This is a genomic window from Phenylobacterium sp. GW821-FHT12F10 (assembly GCF_058806695.1).
Genome location: NZ_JBXAPY010000001.1, coordinates 479,584 through 497,524 on the forward strand (window position 1 = coordinate 479,584; position 17,941 = coordinate 497,524).

Sequence of the window (17,941 nt, forward strand, 5' to 3'; positions counted from 1 at the left end):
TCGCGGGTTTCAACTGTCTCAAACATCCGTTTGGGAGGACGTCATGGCCCTGAAGACCCGTTTCACCGAGCTCGTCGGGATTGAGCACCCCATCGTCCAGGGCGGGATGCAGTGGGTCGGTCGCGCCGAGCTGGTGGCGGCCGTGGCCAACGCCGGGGGCCTGGGCTTCATCACCGCCCTGACCCAGCCCACGCCGGACAAGCTGCGCGAGGAGATCGCCCGCTGCCGGACCCTGACGGACAAGCCCTTCGGCGTGAACCTGACCATCCTGCCGGCGATCAACCCGCCGCCCTACGCCGAGTATCGCCAGGCGATCATCGACAGCGGCGTCAAGATCGTCGAGACGGCCGGCAACAAGCCCCAGGAACACGTCGACGAGTTCAAGAAGCACGGCATCATCGTGGTCCATAAGTGCACCTCGGTCCGCCACGGCCTGTCGGCCGAGCGGATGGGGGTGGACGCCATCTCCATCGACGGCTTCGAATGCGCCGGCCACCCGGGCGAGGACGACGTCCCCGGCCTGATCCTGATCCCGGCCGCCGCCGACAAGATCAAAATCCCGATGATCGCCTCGGGCGGCTTCGGCGATGCGCGCGGCCTGGTGGCGGCCCTGGCCCTGGGCGCCGAGGGCATCAACATGGGCACCCGCTTCATGGCCACCAAGGAAAGCCCCATCCACCAGGCCATCAAGGAGCAGATCGTCGCCAATGACGAGCGCTCCACCGACCTGATCTTCCGCACCATGCACAACACCAGCCGGGTGGCCCGCAACGCCGTCAGCCAGCAGGTGGTGGCGCTGGAGAAGCAGGGCGCCAAGTTCGAGGACGTGCGCGAACTGGTGGCCGGCAGCCGCGGCCGCAACGTCTACGAGGTGGGCGACAACGACGCCGGCATCTGGTCGGCCGGCCAGATCCAGGGCCTGATCCACGACATCCCCTCCTGCGAGGAGCTGATCCACCGCATCGTGGCCGAGGCCGAGGCCCTGATCACCGGGCGCCTGGCCAACTTCGTCACCAAGAAGCAGATGGCCAGCGCCTGATATCCCAGGTCGTATCGGCGCGGGTTGTGTAAGCTGAAGGTTCCCCGGAGCCTTCGAGACACAGCCCGCCCGTGCCGCCCCCCAGTCTGACACCCAAGGCCAAGGCCAACGTCTCGACGGTGATCGAGACCATGTACGCCATCGCCGCCGAACCCGATCGGTGGGAGCAGATCGTCCAGGCCCTGGATGTCGACGCCAGCGAGGCGCCGCCCGAGGCCCAGGGCGCCGCCCGCCTGGCGGTCCTCGCCGCCGACCGGGCCGAGCCCGCCTCGGTGGGGGTGGTGCTGATCAACGCCAGCGGCGGGGCCAGCGCGTGGAACGCCGCGGGCGAGGCGGTCTTCCACCAGCGCCTGGGGGTCATCGAGGCTCAGGGGCTTCGGTTCTTCAACCCCGCCAACCACGAGGCCCTCGACCAGGCCCGCCATCGCCTGCGTGGGACCCAGGGCCGCCAGGTCATCGTCAAGTTCGCCCAGGCCAATGACGAGGCGCCCCACTTCGCCTACGTGGTCCCCGCCGACGGCCTGCCCCCGGCCCTGGCCACCGGCCTCGGCGGCCCCGCGGCCACGGGGGAGGGCGCCTGCGCGGTGGTCTTCCCGGCGGTGGAGGCCACCGACCGCCTGTGGGCCAACCTGCGCGAGAGCTTCGGCCTGACCCCGGCCGAGACCCGGCTGGCCGCCCGGCTGAAGGACGGCCTGACCCTGAAGGAGGCCGCGGGCGAGCTGAACGTCAGCTTCAACACCGTCCGCAACCAGCTGCGCGCCATCTTCGACAAGGTGGGCCTGTCGCGGCAGAGCGAGTTGATCCGCACCCTGACCCAGCTCGGATCCCTGGCCACCTCGTTCCAGGAGAGCTCCAGCCGCGGCCTGCTGGGCCCGCCCATCGCCGCCACCGAGCGCGGGGCGGTGGAGGCCGCGCCGCCCATCCGCCTCCTGACCCTGCCCGACGGCCGCCGCCTGGCCTGGCGGGCCTATGGCGATCCCAAGGGCCGGCCCGTGCTGATCGTCCACCAGGGCCTGGGTTGCAGCGTCATGCCCCGCGGCACCGACATCCTGGCCCGCGATCTCGGTCTGCGCCTGATCTGTCCCGAACGTCCGGGCGCGGGCCGCTCCGATGCGCGACCCGACTTCAGCTATGAGGGGGTCGGCCGCGACCTGGCCGACCTGTGCCGCGACCAGGGCCTGTCCCAGGTCCAGGTGGCCGCCTTCATGTCCGGCGCCCCCTTCGCCCTGATGGCCGCCCGCGACCTCGGCCCCCTGGCCAGCCGGGTGCTGCTGGCCTCGGCCCGGCCGTCGGGCCAGACCCTCGAGACCGAGAAGGACAGGGGCCACGCGGTGGTGCTGTTCCGGCGCCGAATCCTGCGCAACGCCTGGCTGGCCGACATGATCTTCGCGGTCATGCGCCTGCAGCTCACCCGTCGGCAGCTGGAGAAATTCGTCCGCGCCGCGGCCTCGGCCCCTGGCGACGCGGCCTATCTGCGCAGCCATCCCGGCGTGCTGGACTTCATCATCGACTACATCTCGGTGTCCCTCGCCGTGACCAGCCGGGGCATCGCCGACGAGATCAAGTGCTCGGCCCGCAGCCCGACCCTGGACCTGGCGGGCCTGGGCGCCCCCATCACCGTCTGGCACGGGGAGGAGGATCCCATGTCCAGCGCCGCCGATGTCACGGCCTGGCTGAACGATCGCCAGCAGGCCGTCCGCACCTTCCCGGGGGTGGGCCATTTCCTGCCGCACAAGCATTGGCCCGAGGTTCTGGCCTGGCTGGCTAGCGGATAGAGGCGAGCGCCTGGCCCAGCTCGTCCACGGCCTCGGGGGTCGTGGCCCAGGAGCACATGAACCGCACCGAGCCGTCGATGAAGCGGTAGACGAACCAGCCGGCCTTGTGCAGCCGCTTCAGGGTGGCCTCGTCCATGGTGACGAAGACCGCGTTGGCCTCCACCGGGTGGGCCAGGGGGAAGGGCATGAGGCCCGCCAGGCGCCGGGCCATGGCGTTGGCGTGGGCGGCGTGGCGGACGAAGGCGCCGTCGGCCAGCATGCCGATGAAGGGGGCGGCGTAGAAGCGCCCCTTGGAGGGCAGCTGCCCCGACTGCTTCAGCCGCGCGTCGAGCCGGCGGGCCAGGGCGGGGTCGAAGATCACCACCGCCTCCGACGGCGTCATCCCCGACTTGGTTCCCCCCACCACCAGGATGTCGACCCCCAGGTCCTTGATGGCCGTCAGGTCGAAGCCGGCCGCCGCGGCGTTGGCCAGGCGCGCGCCGTCGAGGTGGACCCGGTAGCCCTTGGCCTTCACAGGATCGATCAGGGCCTTCAGGGCTTCGACAGAATAGACCGTGCCGTATTCGGTGGCGTTGGTGACCGACAGGACCGCCGGAGCCTGCCAGTGGGGCTGGTCGGGGGCGGCCAGGGGCGCGACGAGGCTCGCCGGATCGATGCGCCCCGAGGCGCCGGGCAGGGGGATCATCCCCAGGCCGTGGCCGAAGAAGCCGGGCGCCCCGGTCTCGTCGGTGGCGACGTGGGAGTGCTCGTGGCAGAGCACGGCCTCGAAGGGCTGGCACAGGGTCGCCAATGAGATGGCGTTGGCCGCCGTGCCCGAGGCCACGAACCGCACCGTGGCGTCGGCGTCCAGCAGGGCGCGCACGGCGTCGGCGCCGGCCTTGGTGATGTGATCGGAGCCGTAGCCCGAGGTGACGCCGCTGTTGGCGGCCACCAGGGCGTCCATCGCCTCGGGGGTGGCGGGGGCGGTGTTGTCGGATGCGAAGTCGTATCGGGCCATCCGCCGAATAGAACCGATCCCGCCGTCTTGGAAACCGCTTTTGCGCCTAGACGCCGCGGCCCCAGTCCCGCACGTCGGCGACGAAGAGGTCCGGCTCCTCCATGGCCGCGAAGTGCCCGCCCCGGGGCATCTCGGTCCAGCGGCTGATGTTGTAGGCCCGGTCGGCCCAGGAGCGGGGCGGGGCGGTGTAGAGCGGCTCGCCGGGGAAGTTGGCGAAGGCCGTCGGAGTCTCGCAGCGCTCGCCCTCCTGGAAGGCGATCCCGCCTTCCTCCAGCAGGCCGCGATAGTACCAGGCGCCGGTCGCGAAGCTGCCGGTCATCACGTAGATCATGATGTTGGTGAGCATCCGGTCCTTGGGATGGGCCGCGTCCAGGGACTTCTCGCGCAGGTCCGACCAGTCGTGGAAGCGCTCGGCGATCCAGGCGGCCTGGCCCACGGGATTGCCCGCCCCCATCCAGGCCAGGGACTGCGGCTTGGACGCCTGCAGGCGGAAATAGGCGCCCATGACGTCCATCATGGCGCCCTGGCGGGTGAGCCACGCGATCTCGTCGGGGGTCTGAGGGCCGCCGAACGGGCGGAAGGCCATCATGTTCAGGTGGATGGCGCGGACCTGGGTCCCATGGTCGTGGCCGAGCCAGGAGGTCACCATGGCGCCCCAGTCGCCGCCCTGGGCGATGTAGCTGGGATAGCCCAGGACCTCGGTCATCAGCCTGTTGAACAGCCGCGCCGTGGTCCGCTGGCCGATGGGGCGGGCGGGCTTGGAGGAGAATCCGAAGCCGGGCAGGGAGGGGATCACCAGGTCGAAGGCGTCCTTGGCGTCGCCCCCGAAGCGGGAGGGGAAGGCCAGCTTCTCGATTGCGCCCCAGAACTCGTAGTGGGAGCCGGGCCAGCCGTGGGTCACCAGCAGGGGCCGCTTGCCGCCCGCCTCGCCCACCACGTGCAGGAAGTGCAGGTCGTAGTCCTCCACCTTGGCGGTGAACTGCGGGAAACGGTTGAGGTCGGCCACCGCCGAGCGCCAGTCGTAGCGCTCGGTCCAGTGTTCGCAGAGCCCCTTCAGATAGCCCGCGTCGCAACCATAGGCCCAGCCGTCCGGAACCTGCGGGATCGCCGGCCAGGGATAGGCGCGCACCTGGTCCAGCACGGCCTGGACATCGGCCTCGGCCCAGCGGACTTCAAACGGTCGAATCTCGGCCACACGCGCCTCCCTTTGGAATTTGGCGGCAAGCTCGGCCAATGACGCAGGGGCGGTCAAGCGGGGAGCTAGTTTCCCGGGCGCAGGCCCCGGGCCAGGGCATGGTTCAGGTGGCGGTGCAGTTCGCGGGCCGCGCCCGGCGGCAGTTTGCCGGCCAGCTCAAGGCCCACCGCGCCGTGGGCCGCGGCCCAGAACATCTTGCCGATCTCCTCGGGGTCGCCCTGCAGCACGCCGTCAGCCACCAGGGTCTTGACGTACTGGGTCTGGGTCTCGTGGGCCCGATGTCCCGCCGCCACCAGTTCGGGATATTTCTCGACGTGCGGCTGATCGAGGTCGAACATCAGCTTGTAGGTCTGGGGATGCTCGAAGGCGAAGTTCAGATAGGCCTCGCCGACCGCCGCCCCCTTGGCCCGCGCCCCCTCGGCCTTGGCGTAGGCGGTCTCCAGGGCCTCGGCGAAGCGGTTGAAGCCGTTGGTTCGCACCGCCGCCAGGATGTCCTCCTTGTCGGCGAAGTAGCGGTAGGGGGTCATGGGACTGACCCCGAGCTCGGCGGCCAGCTGTCGCATGGTCACCGCGTCGGGCCCGCGCTCGGCGAACAGCTTCTCGGCCGCCTCGCACAGGCGCTCCCGGAAATCGGCGACATCGGTCTCGGACAGGACGCGGGGCATACCGGAAACTCTACCAAACAATTCGCTTGCAAGGCGTTACCTCTTACGCAATAAATTTACAACGTAAGAAAAGACAAGGGCGGATGATGGGCGATTGGGACCTGCTGGTGGACCGCAAGGACCTGCGCAAGGCGCAGATTGTCCCGGCTCAGGCGCCGCCCCTGGCCGACGGCGAGGTTCGCCTCCGGGTCGAGCGCTTCGCCTTCACCGCCAACAACGTCACCTACGGCCTGATGGGGGACTCCTTCGGCTACTGGAAGTTCTTCCCGGCCCCCGCGGGCCAGGGTCGCATCCCGGTCTGGGGCTTCGCCACCATCGTCGAGTCCAGGGTCCCCGAGGCGCCGGTGGGGCTGCGCCTGTTCGGCTACCTGCCGATGTCGAGCGCCTTCACCATGCAGCTCGCCAAGGGCCGCACGGGCTTCGTCGACCGGGCGCCCCACCGCGCCGACCTGCCGCCCACCTACAACGCCTATGCCGAGGCCCCGGCCGATCCGCTGGACGACCACCGCGCCCTGCTGCGGCCCCTGCTGATGACCTCGTTCCTGCTGGACGACTTCCTGGGGGAGGACGCGAACCTCAGGTCCCTCGTGCTCTCCAGCGCCTCGAGCAAGACCGCCATGGGCCTGGCCTGGTTCGCCAAGGCCCGCGGCCGGGAAGTCATCGGCCTCACCTCGCCGGCCAACGCCAAGCTGATCGCGGGACTCGGTCTCTATGACAAGGTCCTGACCTATGACGAGGTCGCCTCGCTGAAGACCAAGGGTCCCGCCGCCTTCGTGGACTTCGCGGGCGACCGGGCGGCGACCGCCAGGGTGCATGCGGCCCTGGGCGCGAGCCTGGCCCGCAGCATCATCGTCGGCGCCACCCACTGGGAAGCGGGGCGCGACGAGATCGCCATTGTCGGGCCAACGCCGACCCTGTTCTTCGCGCCGGACCAGATCCGCAAGCGCATGGCCGACTGGGGACCCGGCGAGGTGGAGACGCGCTTCGATGCGGGCCTGCGCGCCTTCGTCGCCGACGCGGGTTGGTTGAACCTGGTCCAGCACCAAGGTCAGACGGGCCTGACCGACGCCTATCACCAGGTCCTGGAAGGCCGCGTGCGGCCCCAGGACGGACACATCATAACGCCGGGCTGAACCGGCCAAAAAAAGGGAGACACGCCATGGACGGCGAGGTTCGCATCAACCCCTATCTGTCGGGCAACTTCGCCCCCGTGCGGTCGGAGGACGACTTTGATCTGGCCGTCACCGGCGAGATTCCGGCGGGCCTGCGCGGCACGCTCTACCGCACCGGCCCCAACCCGCAGTTCGAGCCGCGGGACCCCAACTATCACTGGTTCACCGGCGACGGCATGCTGCACGCCTTCCGGGTCGAGGACGGCAAGGTCAGCTATCGCAACCGCTATGTCCGCACCCCGAAGTGGGAGCTGGAGCACGAGCACGGCCGCTCGCTGTTCGGCGGCTTCAACCCGATGCTCAGCGACCCGCTGGCCGCCGGCAAGGACAGCGGCGTGGCCAACACCAACATCCTCTGGCACGCGGGTCATCTGCTGGCCCTGGAGGAGGGCCATATGCCCTTCGAGGTCGCGCCGGGGACCATGACCCCCATGGGCTATTCGCAGCAGTACAAGGGCCGGGTCACCGCCCACCCGAAGATCGACCCCAAGACCGGCGAAATGGTCTGGTTCGGCTACGGCGTCGGTGAGGCGCCGCTGTCGGCGGGGATGAGCTACGGCGTTACCGACGCCAAGGGCGTGGTCACCCGCCGCTCGGACTTCCAGGCGCCCTATTCGGCCATGATCCACGACTTCCTGGTCACCGAGAACTACGTCCTGTTCCCGGTCCTGCCCCTGACCGGCAGCCTGGAGCGGGCCATGAAGGGCCTGCCGCCCTATGCCTGGGAGCCGGAGAAGGGCGGCTATGTCGGGGTCATGCGCCGCGACGCCGACGTCTCCACGATCCGCTGGTTCAACGTGGCCGCCTGCTACGTCTTCCACCCGATGAACGCCTACGAGGTCGACGGCAAGATCGTCGCCGAGGTGGCCCGCTACGACGCCGCCCCCCTGTTCCCCATGGCCGACGGCTCGCCCGGCCTGCGCACCGCCGCGCGCCTCTATCGCTGGACCTTCGATCTGTCGGGCGCCAGCGACGCGATCAAGGAAGAGGCCATCGACGACCTCGACTGCGAGTTCCCCCGCTTCGACGAACGTCTGGCGGGCGGGGCCTATCGCCACGGCTTCTATGCTGGCGACACAACCAACTCGAAGTCGGTGAAGCTCAACGCCATCGCCCACATCGACCTGACCACCGGCAAGCGGCAGGTCCACGCCTTCACCGGCGGCGACCTGACCTCCGAGCCGGTCTTCACCCCCCGCGCCCCCGACGCGTCCGAGGGCGACGGCTGGCTGACGGCGGTGGTCTACCGCGCCGCCGAGGACCGGAGCGACTTCGTGGTCTTCGACGCCCAGGACGTGGCCAAGGGCCCCATCGGCATGGCTCACATGCCCCGCCGCGTGCCCTTCGGCTTCCACGGCAACTGGGTGGCCGACTAGGTCTTCGCCAAGACCCTGGCCAGGTAGGTCTCAAGCCGCGTCAGGTCCTTCAGGGACCCGCGGGCGGCCACCACCTGGTCGGGGCGGATCAGCACCCAGCCCGGCCCCCGCACGCGATAGCGGCGGGCCGCGGTTCCCTGTCGGGGGTCCAGGGCCATGACCTGCAGCCGCTCGCCGGCCGGCTTGGTGAGGCTCGCGACCCTGGCGGCGGGGACGCCGAACAGCATCAGGCTATGGCAGGGCCGGGAGATCCTCGGCCACAGGGTCGTCCCGTCTCCCAGCTCGGCGTCGAGGGCGCGGGCGCCGGCCTCGCCCCGCCCGGCGCGCCGCCGCGGCGCCCCCAGGGTGACGAGGCCGCCCCCGCGGTAGACGATCTCCGTCTCCGATAGCTCCGCCTGCAGGCGCCGCTGCACCACCGGCAGCCGGCCGATCACCGCGACGGCGGCGTCGCGCGCGAGGCCCAGCTTCGAGGGCGCCATGCCCAGGCGCAGCTTCTGGGCGGCGGCGGCCACTACCGCCTTGGCCACCGGGCGCCGCTCGGCCTCATAGCTTTGCAGCAGCAGGTCGCGGTCGCCGTGGCCGCTCACCGCGTGGGCCAGCTTCCAGCCCAGGTTCACCGCGTCCTGCAGGCCAGTGTTCATGCCCTGGCCGCCGGCCGGGCTGTGGATGTGGGCTGCGTCGCCCGCCAGGAAGCAGCGTCCTTTGCGGTAGCGGGCGGCCAGCCGTTCGTTGATCTTGAAGGCCGAGAGCCACGTCGCGTCGCTCAGCCTCAGGCCGCGCGGCCCATGGCGGTCGGTCAGGGCCTGCAGCTCTTCGAGGCTCGGAGGCGCCTGGCCGAGCGCCGCATCGTCACGGGCCGCGACGATGCGCCAGACGTCCTCTCCGAAGGGAAAGAGGGCGATGGAGCTGTCGTTCCGCCAGCGGACATAGATGCTGCGCCGGTCCAGCTTCCCGCCGGCGATCCTGACGTCCCCCAGCAGATAGGTCTCCGGCTCGGTGAACCCCTCGAAGGGAATCTCCAGGGCGTGGCGCACGAAGCTGCCGGCCCCGTCGCATCCGCCCAGATAGAGCGCCTGGGCGGCCTCCGTGGAGCCGTCGGGACGCCGCAGGGTGGCGACGACTCCGTTCATCTCCTGCTCCAGGCCAGTCAGTTCCAGGCCGCGCTCCACCTCCACCCCGAGGGACGAGAGCCGGTCCGTCAGCAGGGCCTCGGTGCGCGATTGCGGGACCAGCAGGGGGTAGCCGAAGGGGCTGTCGATCCCGACGCCCACCGCCAGCCGGGCCAGCTCATGGTCGCCGTGGCCCAGGGAGAGGGCGCGGAGCCGCACGCCCTCGGCGACGAAGGCCTCTGCCGCGCCCATGCCCTGCAGGGCCTCCAGGCTGGCGCTCCAGACCGCCAGGGCCTTGGAGACCGTCGTCGCCTGGGCGGCGCGGTCGATGATCCGCACCCGCACCCCGAACTGCCGAAGGGTGACGGCGAGCGCCAGGCCGGTCGGTCCGGCCCCCACCACCAGGACGTCGGTCATGGTGGGGTTCAGGCTGGCATCGCGGCGAACCGCTCGGGCTGCATATAGGCGGCGTATTCCTGGGCCATCTCCTCGGTGACCACCTCCAGCAGGATGCGGTTCTCCACCCAGAACTCGATGACGTGGAAGGCCGGGGGCCTGCCCGGCGCGGCGCGGCCGAAGAAGCGGGTGCGCCAGCCCTCCCGCTCGCCGATGGCCTCCACCGCCGCCCGGCTGCGGGGGGTGGAGATCAGCAGGTGGAATGGCGCCAGGCCGCAGGCCTCGTCGGCCGGGGCGTAGATCACCTGCTGCTCGCCCTCGCCCGGCGCCATCACCACCAGGTCGGGATAGACCTCGATCATGGTGCCGTGCGGGTCGCCGCTCACCGCCATCCGCGCGCCGGGCAGGGGACCGGAGAAGGGAAAGGCGCGGCCGCCGATCAGTTCGGCCAGGACCTCCGCGACCCGGGTCGGGTCGTGGGCGGGGATGGAGACGTGATGGATCATGGTCTGTCCTCCGGGGGGAGGCCCTGCTTCAGGGCCTGGATGAGGGTGCGGACCGTCCAGCTCGCCGAGGCGACGGCGTCGGCCTGGGTCAGGCCGCCGGTGTCGGTCAGCCAGCGCCAGTGGGTCGGCGACCAGCAACTGGCCACGGCCAGTCCGCCACGGCGCCGTTCGTCGGCCGCCAGGTGCGGCAGCTCCGCCCCGATCGCCTCGATCCAGGCGCCGATGCGCCGGTCGCGCCCGGCCAGCCGGCGGCGGTCCCAGCTCGGGCTGTCCATCAGCTTGCGCAGCAGGGCGCCGTTGGCCTCGTAGAGCGCGAACAGCCGCGCCGGCATTCCCGGCAGCTCGGCCAGGGGCGGCAGGGGCTCGTCCATGCCGATGCGCGGCGACAGCCACTGGAAGAAGGCCGCCATTAGGTCGTCGAGGGTGGGGAAATGGGCGTAGACGGTGGGCGGCGAGACCTGGGCCAGCTCGGCGGCGCGGCGCAGGGTCAGGCCGTCGATGTCGTTGGCCTCCAGGAAGCTTCGCGCCGCCTCCAGGATGCGCTCCCGGGTCTGGGCGGCCTGGGCCTCCCGCAGGGGGCTCTTGTAGACTCTGGCGTTGGTCATGGCGGGGTCCGTTCGCCGCTTTCAATTCACATTACAGATGAAAGATGAATTGTCACGCCTCATCGCGCTTGCCGCGCGGTTGCGCGGCGCCCACCATCGCGGCATGACCTCCCAGCCCCTCGATATCGGCCGACCCCATCCGCGTCTGCGGGCCGGACTCCGATGGCTGCTGGCCCTGATCTACGCCTTCGTCGGCCTGGCCCACCTGCGCGGCGCCCACGGCTTCCTGGCCATCATGCCGGCCTGGATCCCCTATCCGCTGGAGGTCGTTCTGGTCACCGGGGTCTGCGAGATCCTCGGCGCGATCGGCCTGTTGATCCCGCGCCTGCGCTGGCTTTCGGGACTCATGCTGGCGCTCTATGCGATCTGCGTCTATCCGGCCAACCTGCACCACGCCTTCGGCGGGGTGACCGTGGGCGGCCTGCGCTCCAGCTGGTGGTACCACGCACCTCGGCTGGCCTTTCAGCCGGTCTTCGTCTGGTGGGCCCTGTTCGCCGGCGGGGTGATCGACTGGCCGTTCAAGCGGAGCGCGACATGAAGGCGATCTGGTACGACCGCACGGGCCCGGCCCGCGAGGTCCTGGAATTCGGCGAGCGGCCGACCCCGGAGCCCGGCCACGGCCAGGCCCTGATCCGGGTGAGGGCCTCGGGCGTCAATCCGTCGGACGCCGGGATGCGGGCCGGCCCCGCGGCCATGGCCTATCCGCGCATCACCCCCAACAGCGACGGCGCCGGCGTCGTCGAGGCGGTGGGCCCCGGCGTGGCCCAGACCTGGGTCGGCAAGCGGGTCTGGTTCTACAACGGTCAGCGCAACGGCCGGGCCTTCGGCTCGGCGGCCGAATATATCGAGCTCGACACCGACCTGCTGATGGAGCTTCCCGACAGCGTGGACTTCGCGCAGGGCGCCACCCTGGGCATTCCTTGCATGACCGCCCACCGCAGCCTGTTCGTGGCCGGTCCGATCCAGGGCCGCACAGTGCTGGTGACCGGCGGGGCGGGCGCCGTGGGCCACTACGCCGTGCAGCTCGCCAAGTGGGCGGGCGCCACGGTGATCGCCACGGTCAGTTCCGAGGAGAAGGCCGAACGCGCGAGGGCCGGCGGCGCCGACCACGTCATCGACTACCGCCAGGAGAAGGTGGCCCGACGCGTCCGCGAGCTGACGGACGGAGAGGGTGTCCACCACGTCGTCGACGTCGACTTCGGCGGCAATATCGCCACCACCCTGCAGGTGCTGCGGATGAACGGCTCGGTGGCCTTCTACGCCACCAAGGGCGATCGTGAGCCGGTGGTCCCGGCGGGGGCGGTGATGGGGTTGAACCTCGGCGTTCACGGGGTCTATCTGCCGGTCACCCCGCACGAGGCCCGCAAGCGCGCGCAGGCCGACATCACGCGGTGGATCGCGACCGGGGCGCGCATCCTCTCCGTCGCCGGCCGCTTCCCCCTGGCCGACTGCGCCGGGGCCCACGAGTTGGTGGAGTCGGGCGGCAAGGTCGGCACCGTGGTGGTGGAGCCGTGACCCCGGCCGAGACGGCCATCCGCGCGCGGCGTAAGCTGACCAACAAGCTGATCGCCGGCCACGAGGCCGCCCGCCTGCGGCCGTTCCTTGCGCCGGACATCAACCTGATCTCCGGGGACGGCGGCCTGCTCGTGGGGATCGAGGCGGTGCTGGCCGCCTTCGAGGCGCAGTTCCGCGATCCGAGCTTCGTCACCTATCTGCGCACCACCGAGACCGTCCGCCCCGACCAGGACGAGGCCCGCGCCGCTGAGACCGGAACCTGGGTCGCCACCTGGCGCGGCGCTCCCACCCTGACCGGAACCTACCTGGCCGTCTGGCGGAAGGTCACCGGCCAATGGGTCATCGAATCCGAGCTCTATGTCACCCTGGCCGCCGCCTGACCCCATGCAGTCCTGCAGAGCGGGTCTGCAAACTTGGCCACTAACGCAAGGGTCAAGCTACCCCCATATCAGGGCCGTCGCCGCTCCCCCGGCGACGATCTTGCTCTTGGAGATAGACGTGAAAATCCTTTGGCCGCTGCTGACGCTCGGCGTGACGATCAGCATGGCGATGTCGACCTGGTCCGGTCACGCCTTCAGCTGACCTATCGGCCCGACTCGGCGAAGCCCGGGACGGGCGGGGTCGAGGCTAGGCCTTGACCGTCGCCGGGATCAGCGAGGGCCGGCTGTTCAGCGCCTCGCGATCGAAGCCGGCGAGCTTCTTGTATTCCCCCGCCGTCGCCTCCAGCTCCTCGCGGCTGATCACGTCGTGGACGTGGGAGAAGCCCTTGGGCGCTCGCTCCTCGGCCATCTGCATCACCTGCTCGGGGCCGTTGCCGCGGTTGGAGAGCACGATGCGGCTGGTGGCGGGCCGTCTGCCCCCCTCATAGGCCGCCAGGGCCGCGTCGACGTCGTTCCGGGTCGCCAGCTCATAGGCCAGGGTGCGGGCGTCCAGGATGGCCTGGGAGGCCCCGTTGGAGCCGATCGGGTACATGGGATGGGCGGCGTCCCCCAGCAGGGTGGTGCGGCCGAAGGTCCAGCGCTCCACGGGGTCGCGGTCCACCAGGGGGTATTCGTAGACCTGGCTCGCCCCGCGGATGATGTCGGGCACGTCCAGCCAGCCGAAGTCCCAGGTCTCGAACCGGGGCAGGAAGTCGGCCAGCTCGCCCTTTCGGTTCCAGTCCTCGCGGCGCCACTCCACCGTCTCGGGGAAGCGCAGCTCGGCGATCCAGTTGATCGTGGAGGTCCCCCGTCCCTTGGCCTTGGGGTCGATGGGGTAGCAGACGAACTTCATGTCCTGATGGCCGGCCATGACCATGGTCGCCCCGCCCAGGAAGGGGGCGCCCTCGGTCACCCCGCGCCACAGCACCCGGCGGTTCCAGATCGGCGGCCCCTCGTCGGGGTAGAACTGGGCGCGCAGGGCCGAGTGGATGCCGTCGGCGGCCACCACCACGTCGCCATGGGCGCTGGGCAAGTCGGCGCCCGTCGTCCGGGAGCGGAAGCGCACCGTGGCGCCGTCCTCGCCGGTCTCGACGCTGATCGCCTCGTGGTCCAGGCGCACCGCCCCCTTGCCCAGGCGCTCGCGCACGGCGTTGAACAGCAGGAGCTGCAGCACGCCGCGATGGATGGAGTACTGAGGCCAGTTGTAGCCGGCGTGGCGGCCGCGCGGCTCGCGCCAGATCTCCTGGCCGAACCTGTTGGCGTACATCAGGGCCTCGGTGGCCACGCCGTTGTCGGCCAGGCGGTCGGCGAGCCCCAGGTCGGTCAGCTCTCGGACCGCGTGGGGCAGGACATTGATCCCGACCCCCAGGGGCAGGATTTCCGGGGCGGCCTCGTAGACCTCCGCCTCGATCCCGGCGGCGTGCAGGCTGAGCGCCAGGGTGAGGCCGCCGATCCCGGCGCCGACAATGACGACACGCATATAGTTGAACCTTCCCCGTAATTGCGCTCGTTGCTAGGCGGGCGGGGGCGAAGGCGCAAGCCTGGATGCGGGCTTGGCGGTCAGCTCAGCAGGCGGCGGATCGTCTCACGGACGCCCTTCCAGGGCGCCGGCAGGCCGTCGGGGGTCACCTGGGACTGGGGCTCCTTGCGGGAGACCAGAACCTCGATGTACTCGGCCCGGATGCCCCGGCTCATGTCGTCCAGGGTCCAGATGGTGGTGGACAGGCCGCTGGCCTCGTCCAGGTAGTCGGCGATGTCGTAGCCCCAGTCGACGGTCACCAGGGAGCCCTGAACGTCGATGGGATTGGCGTGATAGACCGGCTCCATCAGGTGCTCGACCTTGCCCTGCCGGTCGCGCCGGGCCCGCCGCACCGAGGGCGCGGCCTTGTTGACGATCGGCACGGTGCAGATGTGGAAGCCGCCCGGCTTGAGGGTGCGCGCCACCTCGGCGATGGCCCGGTCGGGCGCGAACAGGTGCTCGAACACGTCCTGGGTCACCACCAGGTCGAAGCTCTTGTCGGGAAAGGTCTGGTTCTCCAGGTCCTCGCAGCGCCAGCCCCATTGCGGATGGGCGGTTCCCAGCGGCACGTCGGGGCCGTAGTGGCTGGACACGTAGCCCGGCGCCTCGGCCGCCAGCCGGCGGCTGGCCGCCGTGCCCGGCGAACTCTCATGGATGGCCAGGCTCCGCCAGTCGGGGCGCAGGTCGGCCAGGACCTTCATCAGGGCCCGCTCGCGGGGCTGGCTGCCGCAGTTCCCGCACAGGAAATGGTCGCGCAGCCAGTCGTCCTTGGCCGTGAAGGTGACCTGCTGTTCGCAGACCGGGCAGACGCCATCGACCTCCAGCAGGAAGCCTGACACCTAGATCAGCGCCCCGTGGCAGTGCTTGAACTTCTTGCCCGAGCCGCAGGGGCAGGGCGAGTTGCGTCCGGTCTGCTGCCAGCCGTCCGGCAGGGCTGACAGCGGCAGGGCCTGGCGCTGCTCCACCGACAGCCCGTCCGGCAGGGCGCCCATCTCGGCGGCGTTCTCGCCGGTGAGCGGGTCCATGTGGACCTCGGTGTAGTTGGAGAGCGGCGCGGGCTCTTCCGGCTCGGCGTAGCTGAACTCCACCGTCATCAGCCAGCGGGTCACGTTCTGGCGCAGGTCCACCAGCAGCTTCTCGAACAGGGAGAAGGCCTCGGTCTTGTACTCGTTCAGCGGATCGCGCTGGGCGTAGCCGCGCAGGCCGATGACGTTGCGCAGGTGGTCAAGGTGCATCAGGTGCTCGCGCCACTGAAGGTCCACCATCTGCAGCAGGAAGCTCTTCTCGATGGTGCGCATCTGCTCAGGCGAGACCGCGGCCTCGCGCTCGGCGGCGCGCGCGTCGGCGGCCTTCTGGATGCGCTCCTGGATTTCCTCGTTGGCGATGCCCTCCTCGGCCGCCCACTGGGCGATCGGCAGGTCCATGCCCAGCATGGCCACCACGTGCTCATGCAGCCCGACCACGTCCCACTGCTCGGCATAGGCCTTGGGCGGCAGGTGGCGGGTGACCAGGTCCTCGATGGTGTCCTGGCGCATCTCGGTGATGACGTCGGACAGGTCGGCGGCGTCCATGAACTCGGCGCGTTGCTCGAACACCGCCTTGCGCTGGTCGTTCACGACGTCGTCGTACTTCAGCAGGTTCTTGCGGATCTCGTAGTTGCGCTGCTCGACGCGCTTCTGGGCCGTGGCGATGGCGCCGTTCAGCCACTTGTGGGTGATCGCCTCACCCTCCTGGACGCCGAAGGTGCGCATGATCCCGTCGAGGCGCTCGCCGGCGAAGATCCGCAGCAGGTCGTCCTCGCAGGAGAGGAAGAACTTCGAGTGGCCCGGGTCGCCCTGACGGCCGGTGCGGCCGCGCAGCTGGTTGTCGATCCGGCGGCTCTCGTGGCGCTCTGTGCCCAGCACGAACAGGCCGCCGGCGGCCAGGGCCTGGACCTTCAGATCGGCGATCTCGGTCTCGATCTCGGCCTTGCGCTTGATGGCCATCTCCGGCGTGACCTCGATGCCCAGGCCCAGCTGTTCCTCGCGCCACTTCAGCACCCGCATGTCGACGTTGCCGCCGAGCTGGATGTCGGTGCCGCGGCCGGCCATGTTGGTGGCGATGGTCACCGCGCCGGGAATGCCGGCGTCGGCCACGATCAGGGCTTCCTGCTCGTGGTAGCGGGCGTTCAGCACGTTGTGCGGGATGCCCTTGACGGTCTTGCCGTTGGCGTCGGTGAACTTGTGGGCCTTCAGCAGCTCCGACAGGGTCTCCGACTTCTCGATGGAGACGGTGCCCACCAGGATCGGCTGGCCGCGCAGGTGGCATTCCTCGATCTGCTTGAGGATGGCCAGGTTCTTCTCGGCCTCGGTCCGGTAGACCTCGTCGTCGTCGTCGATCCGCGCCACCGGGCGGTTGGTGGGGATCTCCATGACGTCCATCTTGTAGATGTCGCCGAATTCCTGAGCCTCGGTGGTGGCCGTGCCGGTCATGCCCGACAGCTTCGAATAGAGGCGGAAGTAGTTCTGGATGGTGACCGAGGCCAGAGTCTGGTTCTCGGGCTGGACGTGGGCGCCTTCCTTGGCCTCGATGGCCTGGTGCAGACCTTCGGACAGGCGGCGGCCCTGCATCATGCGGCCGGTGAACTCGTCGATCAGGATCACCTCGCCGGAGCGGACGATGTAGTCCTTCTCGCGGGTGTAGAGGACGTTGGCCCGCAGGGCCTGGTTCACGTGGTGGACGATGGAGACGTTGGCGGCGTCGTAGAGGCCCGCGGAATCCTCGGCCAGGTGGCCGCCGGACATCAGGATGTCCTCGATCTTCTCGGCGCCCTCCTCGGTGAGGATGACCTGCTTCTGCTTCTCGTCGTGGTCGAAGGTGCTGGGATCCTTGATCAGCTCCTTCACCAGCAGGTCGATGGTCTTGTAGAGCTCGCTGCGGTCCTCGGTGGGGCCGGAGATGATGAGCGGGGTGCGCGCCTCGTCGATCAGGATGGAGTCCACCTCGTCGACGATCACGAAGTGATGGCCGCGCTGCACCATCTCGCTGGCGTCATAGACCAGGTTGTCACGCAGGTAGTCGAAGCCGAACTCGTTGTTGGTGCCGTAGGTGATGTCGGCGTTGTAGGCCGCCTGGCGCTGGCCCTGGGACAGGCCGTGCACGATGTTGCCGCTGGTCAGGCCGAGGAAGCTGTAGACCTGGCCCATCCAGTCGCCGTGAAGTTGGGCGAGGTAGTCGTTGACGGTGATGACGTGGACGCCCTTGCCGGCGAGCGCGTTCAGATAGACCGGCGCGGTGGCCACCAGGGTCTTGCCTTCCCCGGTGCGCATCTCGGCGATGCCGCCCTGGTGCAGGACCATGCCCCCCACCAGCTGGACGTCGAAGTGGCGCTGGCCCAGGACCCGGCGGGCGGCCTCGCGCACGACGGCGAAGGCTTCCTCCAGCAGCTGGTCGAGGGTCTCGCCCTTGGCCAGACGCGCCTTGAACTCGGCGGTCTTGCCCCGCAGCGCCTCGTCGGAGAGGCCCTGAATCTGGGGTTCGAGGGCGTTGATCTTCGCGACCCGCGCCATCATGGCCTTGACCTTGCGGTCGTTGGAAGAGCCGAAGAACCGTTGGAAGAGCATGCGAGGGGGACGTCCGGATGATGCGGGGCGGCGGCGGCGGCCGCACTGGAC

Annotated in this window: 16 protein-coding genes; 7 read left to right on the forward strand and 9 right to left on the reverse strand. The window is 70.0% G+C overall.

Going from position 1 to position 17,941, the window contains the following annotated elements; all coding sequences use genetic code 11:
* Window positions 1-13: 13 nt before the first annotated feature.
* Both AC1RN5_RS02405 and AC1RN5_RS02410 read left to right on the forward strand, forming a co-directional pair.
* Entirely contained in the window at window positions 14-1,039 is a 1,026-nt protein-coding gene (locus AC1RN5_RS02405) for an NAD(P)H-dependent flavin oxidoreductase (RefSeq protein WP_493041465.1), read from the forward strand.
* A gap of 71 nt (window positions 1,040-1,110) precedes the next feature.
* The gene (locus AC1RN5_RS02410) at window positions 1,111-2,814 is read left to right on the forward strand and encodes a bifunctional helix-turn-helix transcriptional regulator/alpha/beta hydrolase (protein WP_493039675.1); all 1,704 of its coding nucleotides are present in this window, start codon (window positions 1,111-1,113) and stop codon (window positions 2,812-2,814) included.
* On the opposite strand, the gene AC1RN5_RS02415 is transcribed toward AC1RN5_RS02410, so the two are convergent.
* From AC1RN5_RS02415 to AC1RN5_RS02425, 3 genes are all read right to left on the reverse strand, one after another.
* Window positions 2,804-3,811 (reverse strand): threonine aldolase family protein, encoded by a 1,008-nt coding sequence (locus AC1RN5_RS02415; protein ID WP_493039676.1) that lies wholly within the window; start codon window positions 3,809-3,811, stop codon window positions 2,804-2,806. The two genes, AC1RN5_RS02410 and AC1RN5_RS02415, sit on opposite strands and share 11 nt — an antisense overlap.
* A gap of 46 nt (window positions 3,812-3,857) precedes the next feature.
* Window positions 3,858-5,006 (reverse strand): epoxide hydrolase family protein, encoded by a 1,149-nt coding sequence (locus AC1RN5_RS02420; protein WP_493039677.1) that lies wholly within the window; start codon window positions 5,004-5,006, stop codon window positions 3,858-3,860.
* 65 nt (window positions 5,007-5,071) lie between these two features.
* Complete coding sequence (locus AC1RN5_RS02425) at window positions 5,072-5,671, reverse strand: TetR/AcrR family transcriptional regulator (protein WP_493039678.1); 600 nt, start codon at window positions 5,669-5,671, stop codon at window positions 5,072-5,074.
* A gap of 83 nt (window positions 5,672-5,754) precedes the next feature.
* Here AC1RN5_RS02425 and AC1RN5_RS02430 point away from each other — a divergent pair, with 83 nt between their 5' ends.
* Window positions 5,755-6,804, forward strand: a complete 1,050-nt coding sequence (locus AC1RN5_RS02430; protein ID WP_493039679.1) for a DUF2855 family protein — start codon at window positions 5,755-5,757, stop codon at window positions 6,802-6,804.
* Window positions 6,805-6,830: 26 nt separating this feature from the next.
* Window positions 6,831-8,219 carry a carotenoid oxygenase family protein gene (locus AC1RN5_RS02435; protein WP_493039680.1) on the forward strand — a complete coding sequence of 463 codons (1,389 nt, stop codon included), beginning with the start codon at window positions 6,831-6,833 and terminating at the stop codon, window positions 8,217-8,219.
* Here the strand turns inward: AC1RN5_RS02435 and AC1RN5_RS02440 are convergent.
* The 3 genes from AC1RN5_RS02440 to AC1RN5_RS02450 are packed head-to-tail and all read right to left on the reverse strand — an operon-like array spanning window position 8,216 to window position 10,835.
* Window positions 8,216-9,745: an FAD-dependent monooxygenase gene (locus AC1RN5_RS02440; protein ID WP_493039681.1), complete on the reverse strand. Its 1,530-nt coding sequence runs from the start codon at window positions 9,743-9,745 to the stop codon at window positions 8,216-8,218. The genes AC1RN5_RS02435 and AC1RN5_RS02440 overlap by 4 nt on opposite strands.
* 8 nt (window positions 9,746-9,753) lie before the next feature.
* Window positions 9,754-10,230, reverse strand: a complete 477-nt coding sequence (locus tag AC1RN5_RS02445) for a hypothetical protein (protein WP_493039682.1) — start codon at window positions 10,228-10,230, stop codon at window positions 9,754-9,756.
* Window positions 10,227-10,835, reverse strand: coding sequence for a TetR/AcrR family transcriptional regulator (locus AC1RN5_RS02450; protein ID WP_493039683.1), 609 nt, complete (start codon window positions 10,833-10,835; stop codon window positions 10,227-10,229). Before AC1RN5_RS02450 ends, AC1RN5_RS02445 begins: the two co-directional genes overlap by 4 nt.
* Window positions 10,836-10,884: 49 nt before the next feature.
* Between AC1RN5_RS02450 and AC1RN5_RS02455 the strand changes: the two genes are divergently transcribed.
* Genes AC1RN5_RS02455 through AC1RN5_RS02465 form a run of 3 tightly spaced genes read left to right on the forward strand, consistent with a single transcriptional unit; the run spans window position 10,885 to window position 12,730 of the window.
* The gene (locus tag AC1RN5_RS02455) at window positions 10,885-11,373 is read left to right on the forward strand and encodes a DoxX family protein (protein WP_493039684.1); all 489 of its coding nucleotides are present in this window, start codon (window positions 10,885-10,887) and stop codon (window positions 11,371-11,373) included.
* The gene (locus AC1RN5_RS02460; protein ID WP_493039685.1) at window positions 11,370-12,350 is read left to right on the forward strand and encodes an NADPH:quinone reductase; all 981 of its coding nucleotides are present in this window, start codon (window positions 11,370-11,372) and stop codon (window positions 12,348-12,350) included. Before AC1RN5_RS02455 ends, AC1RN5_RS02460 begins: the two co-directional genes overlap by 4 nt.
* On the forward strand, window positions 12,347-12,730 hold the full coding sequence (locus AC1RN5_RS02465; protein WP_493039686.1) for a nuclear transport factor 2 family protein: 384 nt from the start codon (window positions 12,347-12,349) through the stop codon (window positions 12,728-12,730). Before AC1RN5_RS02460 ends, AC1RN5_RS02465 begins: the two co-directional genes overlap by 4 nt.
* Window positions 12,731-12,977: 247 nt before the next feature.
* Here AC1RN5_RS02465 and AC1RN5_RS02470 read toward each other — a convergent pair whose 3' ends face one another.
* From AC1RN5_RS02470 to secA, 3 genes are all read right to left on the reverse strand, one after another.
* Window positions 12,978-14,249, reverse strand: a complete 1,272-nt coding sequence (locus AC1RN5_RS02470) for a flavin-dependent oxidoreductase (RefSeq protein ID WP_493039687.1) — start codon at window positions 14,247-14,249, stop codon at window positions 12,978-12,980.
* Between the two features lie 80 nt (window positions 14,250-14,329).
* A complete protein-coding gene (locus AC1RN5_RS02475; RefSeq protein ID WP_493039688.1) occupies window positions 14,330-15,127 on the reverse strand; it encodes a methyltransferase domain-containing protein in 798 nt (265 codons plus the stop codon).
* On the reverse strand, window positions 15,128-17,890 hold the full coding sequence (gene secA, locus AC1RN5_RS02480) for a preprotein translocase subunit SecA (protein ID WP_493039689.1): 2,763 nt from the start codon (window positions 17,888-17,890) through the stop codon (window positions 15,128-15,130).
* Window positions 17,891-17,941: the final 51 nt, after the last annotated feature.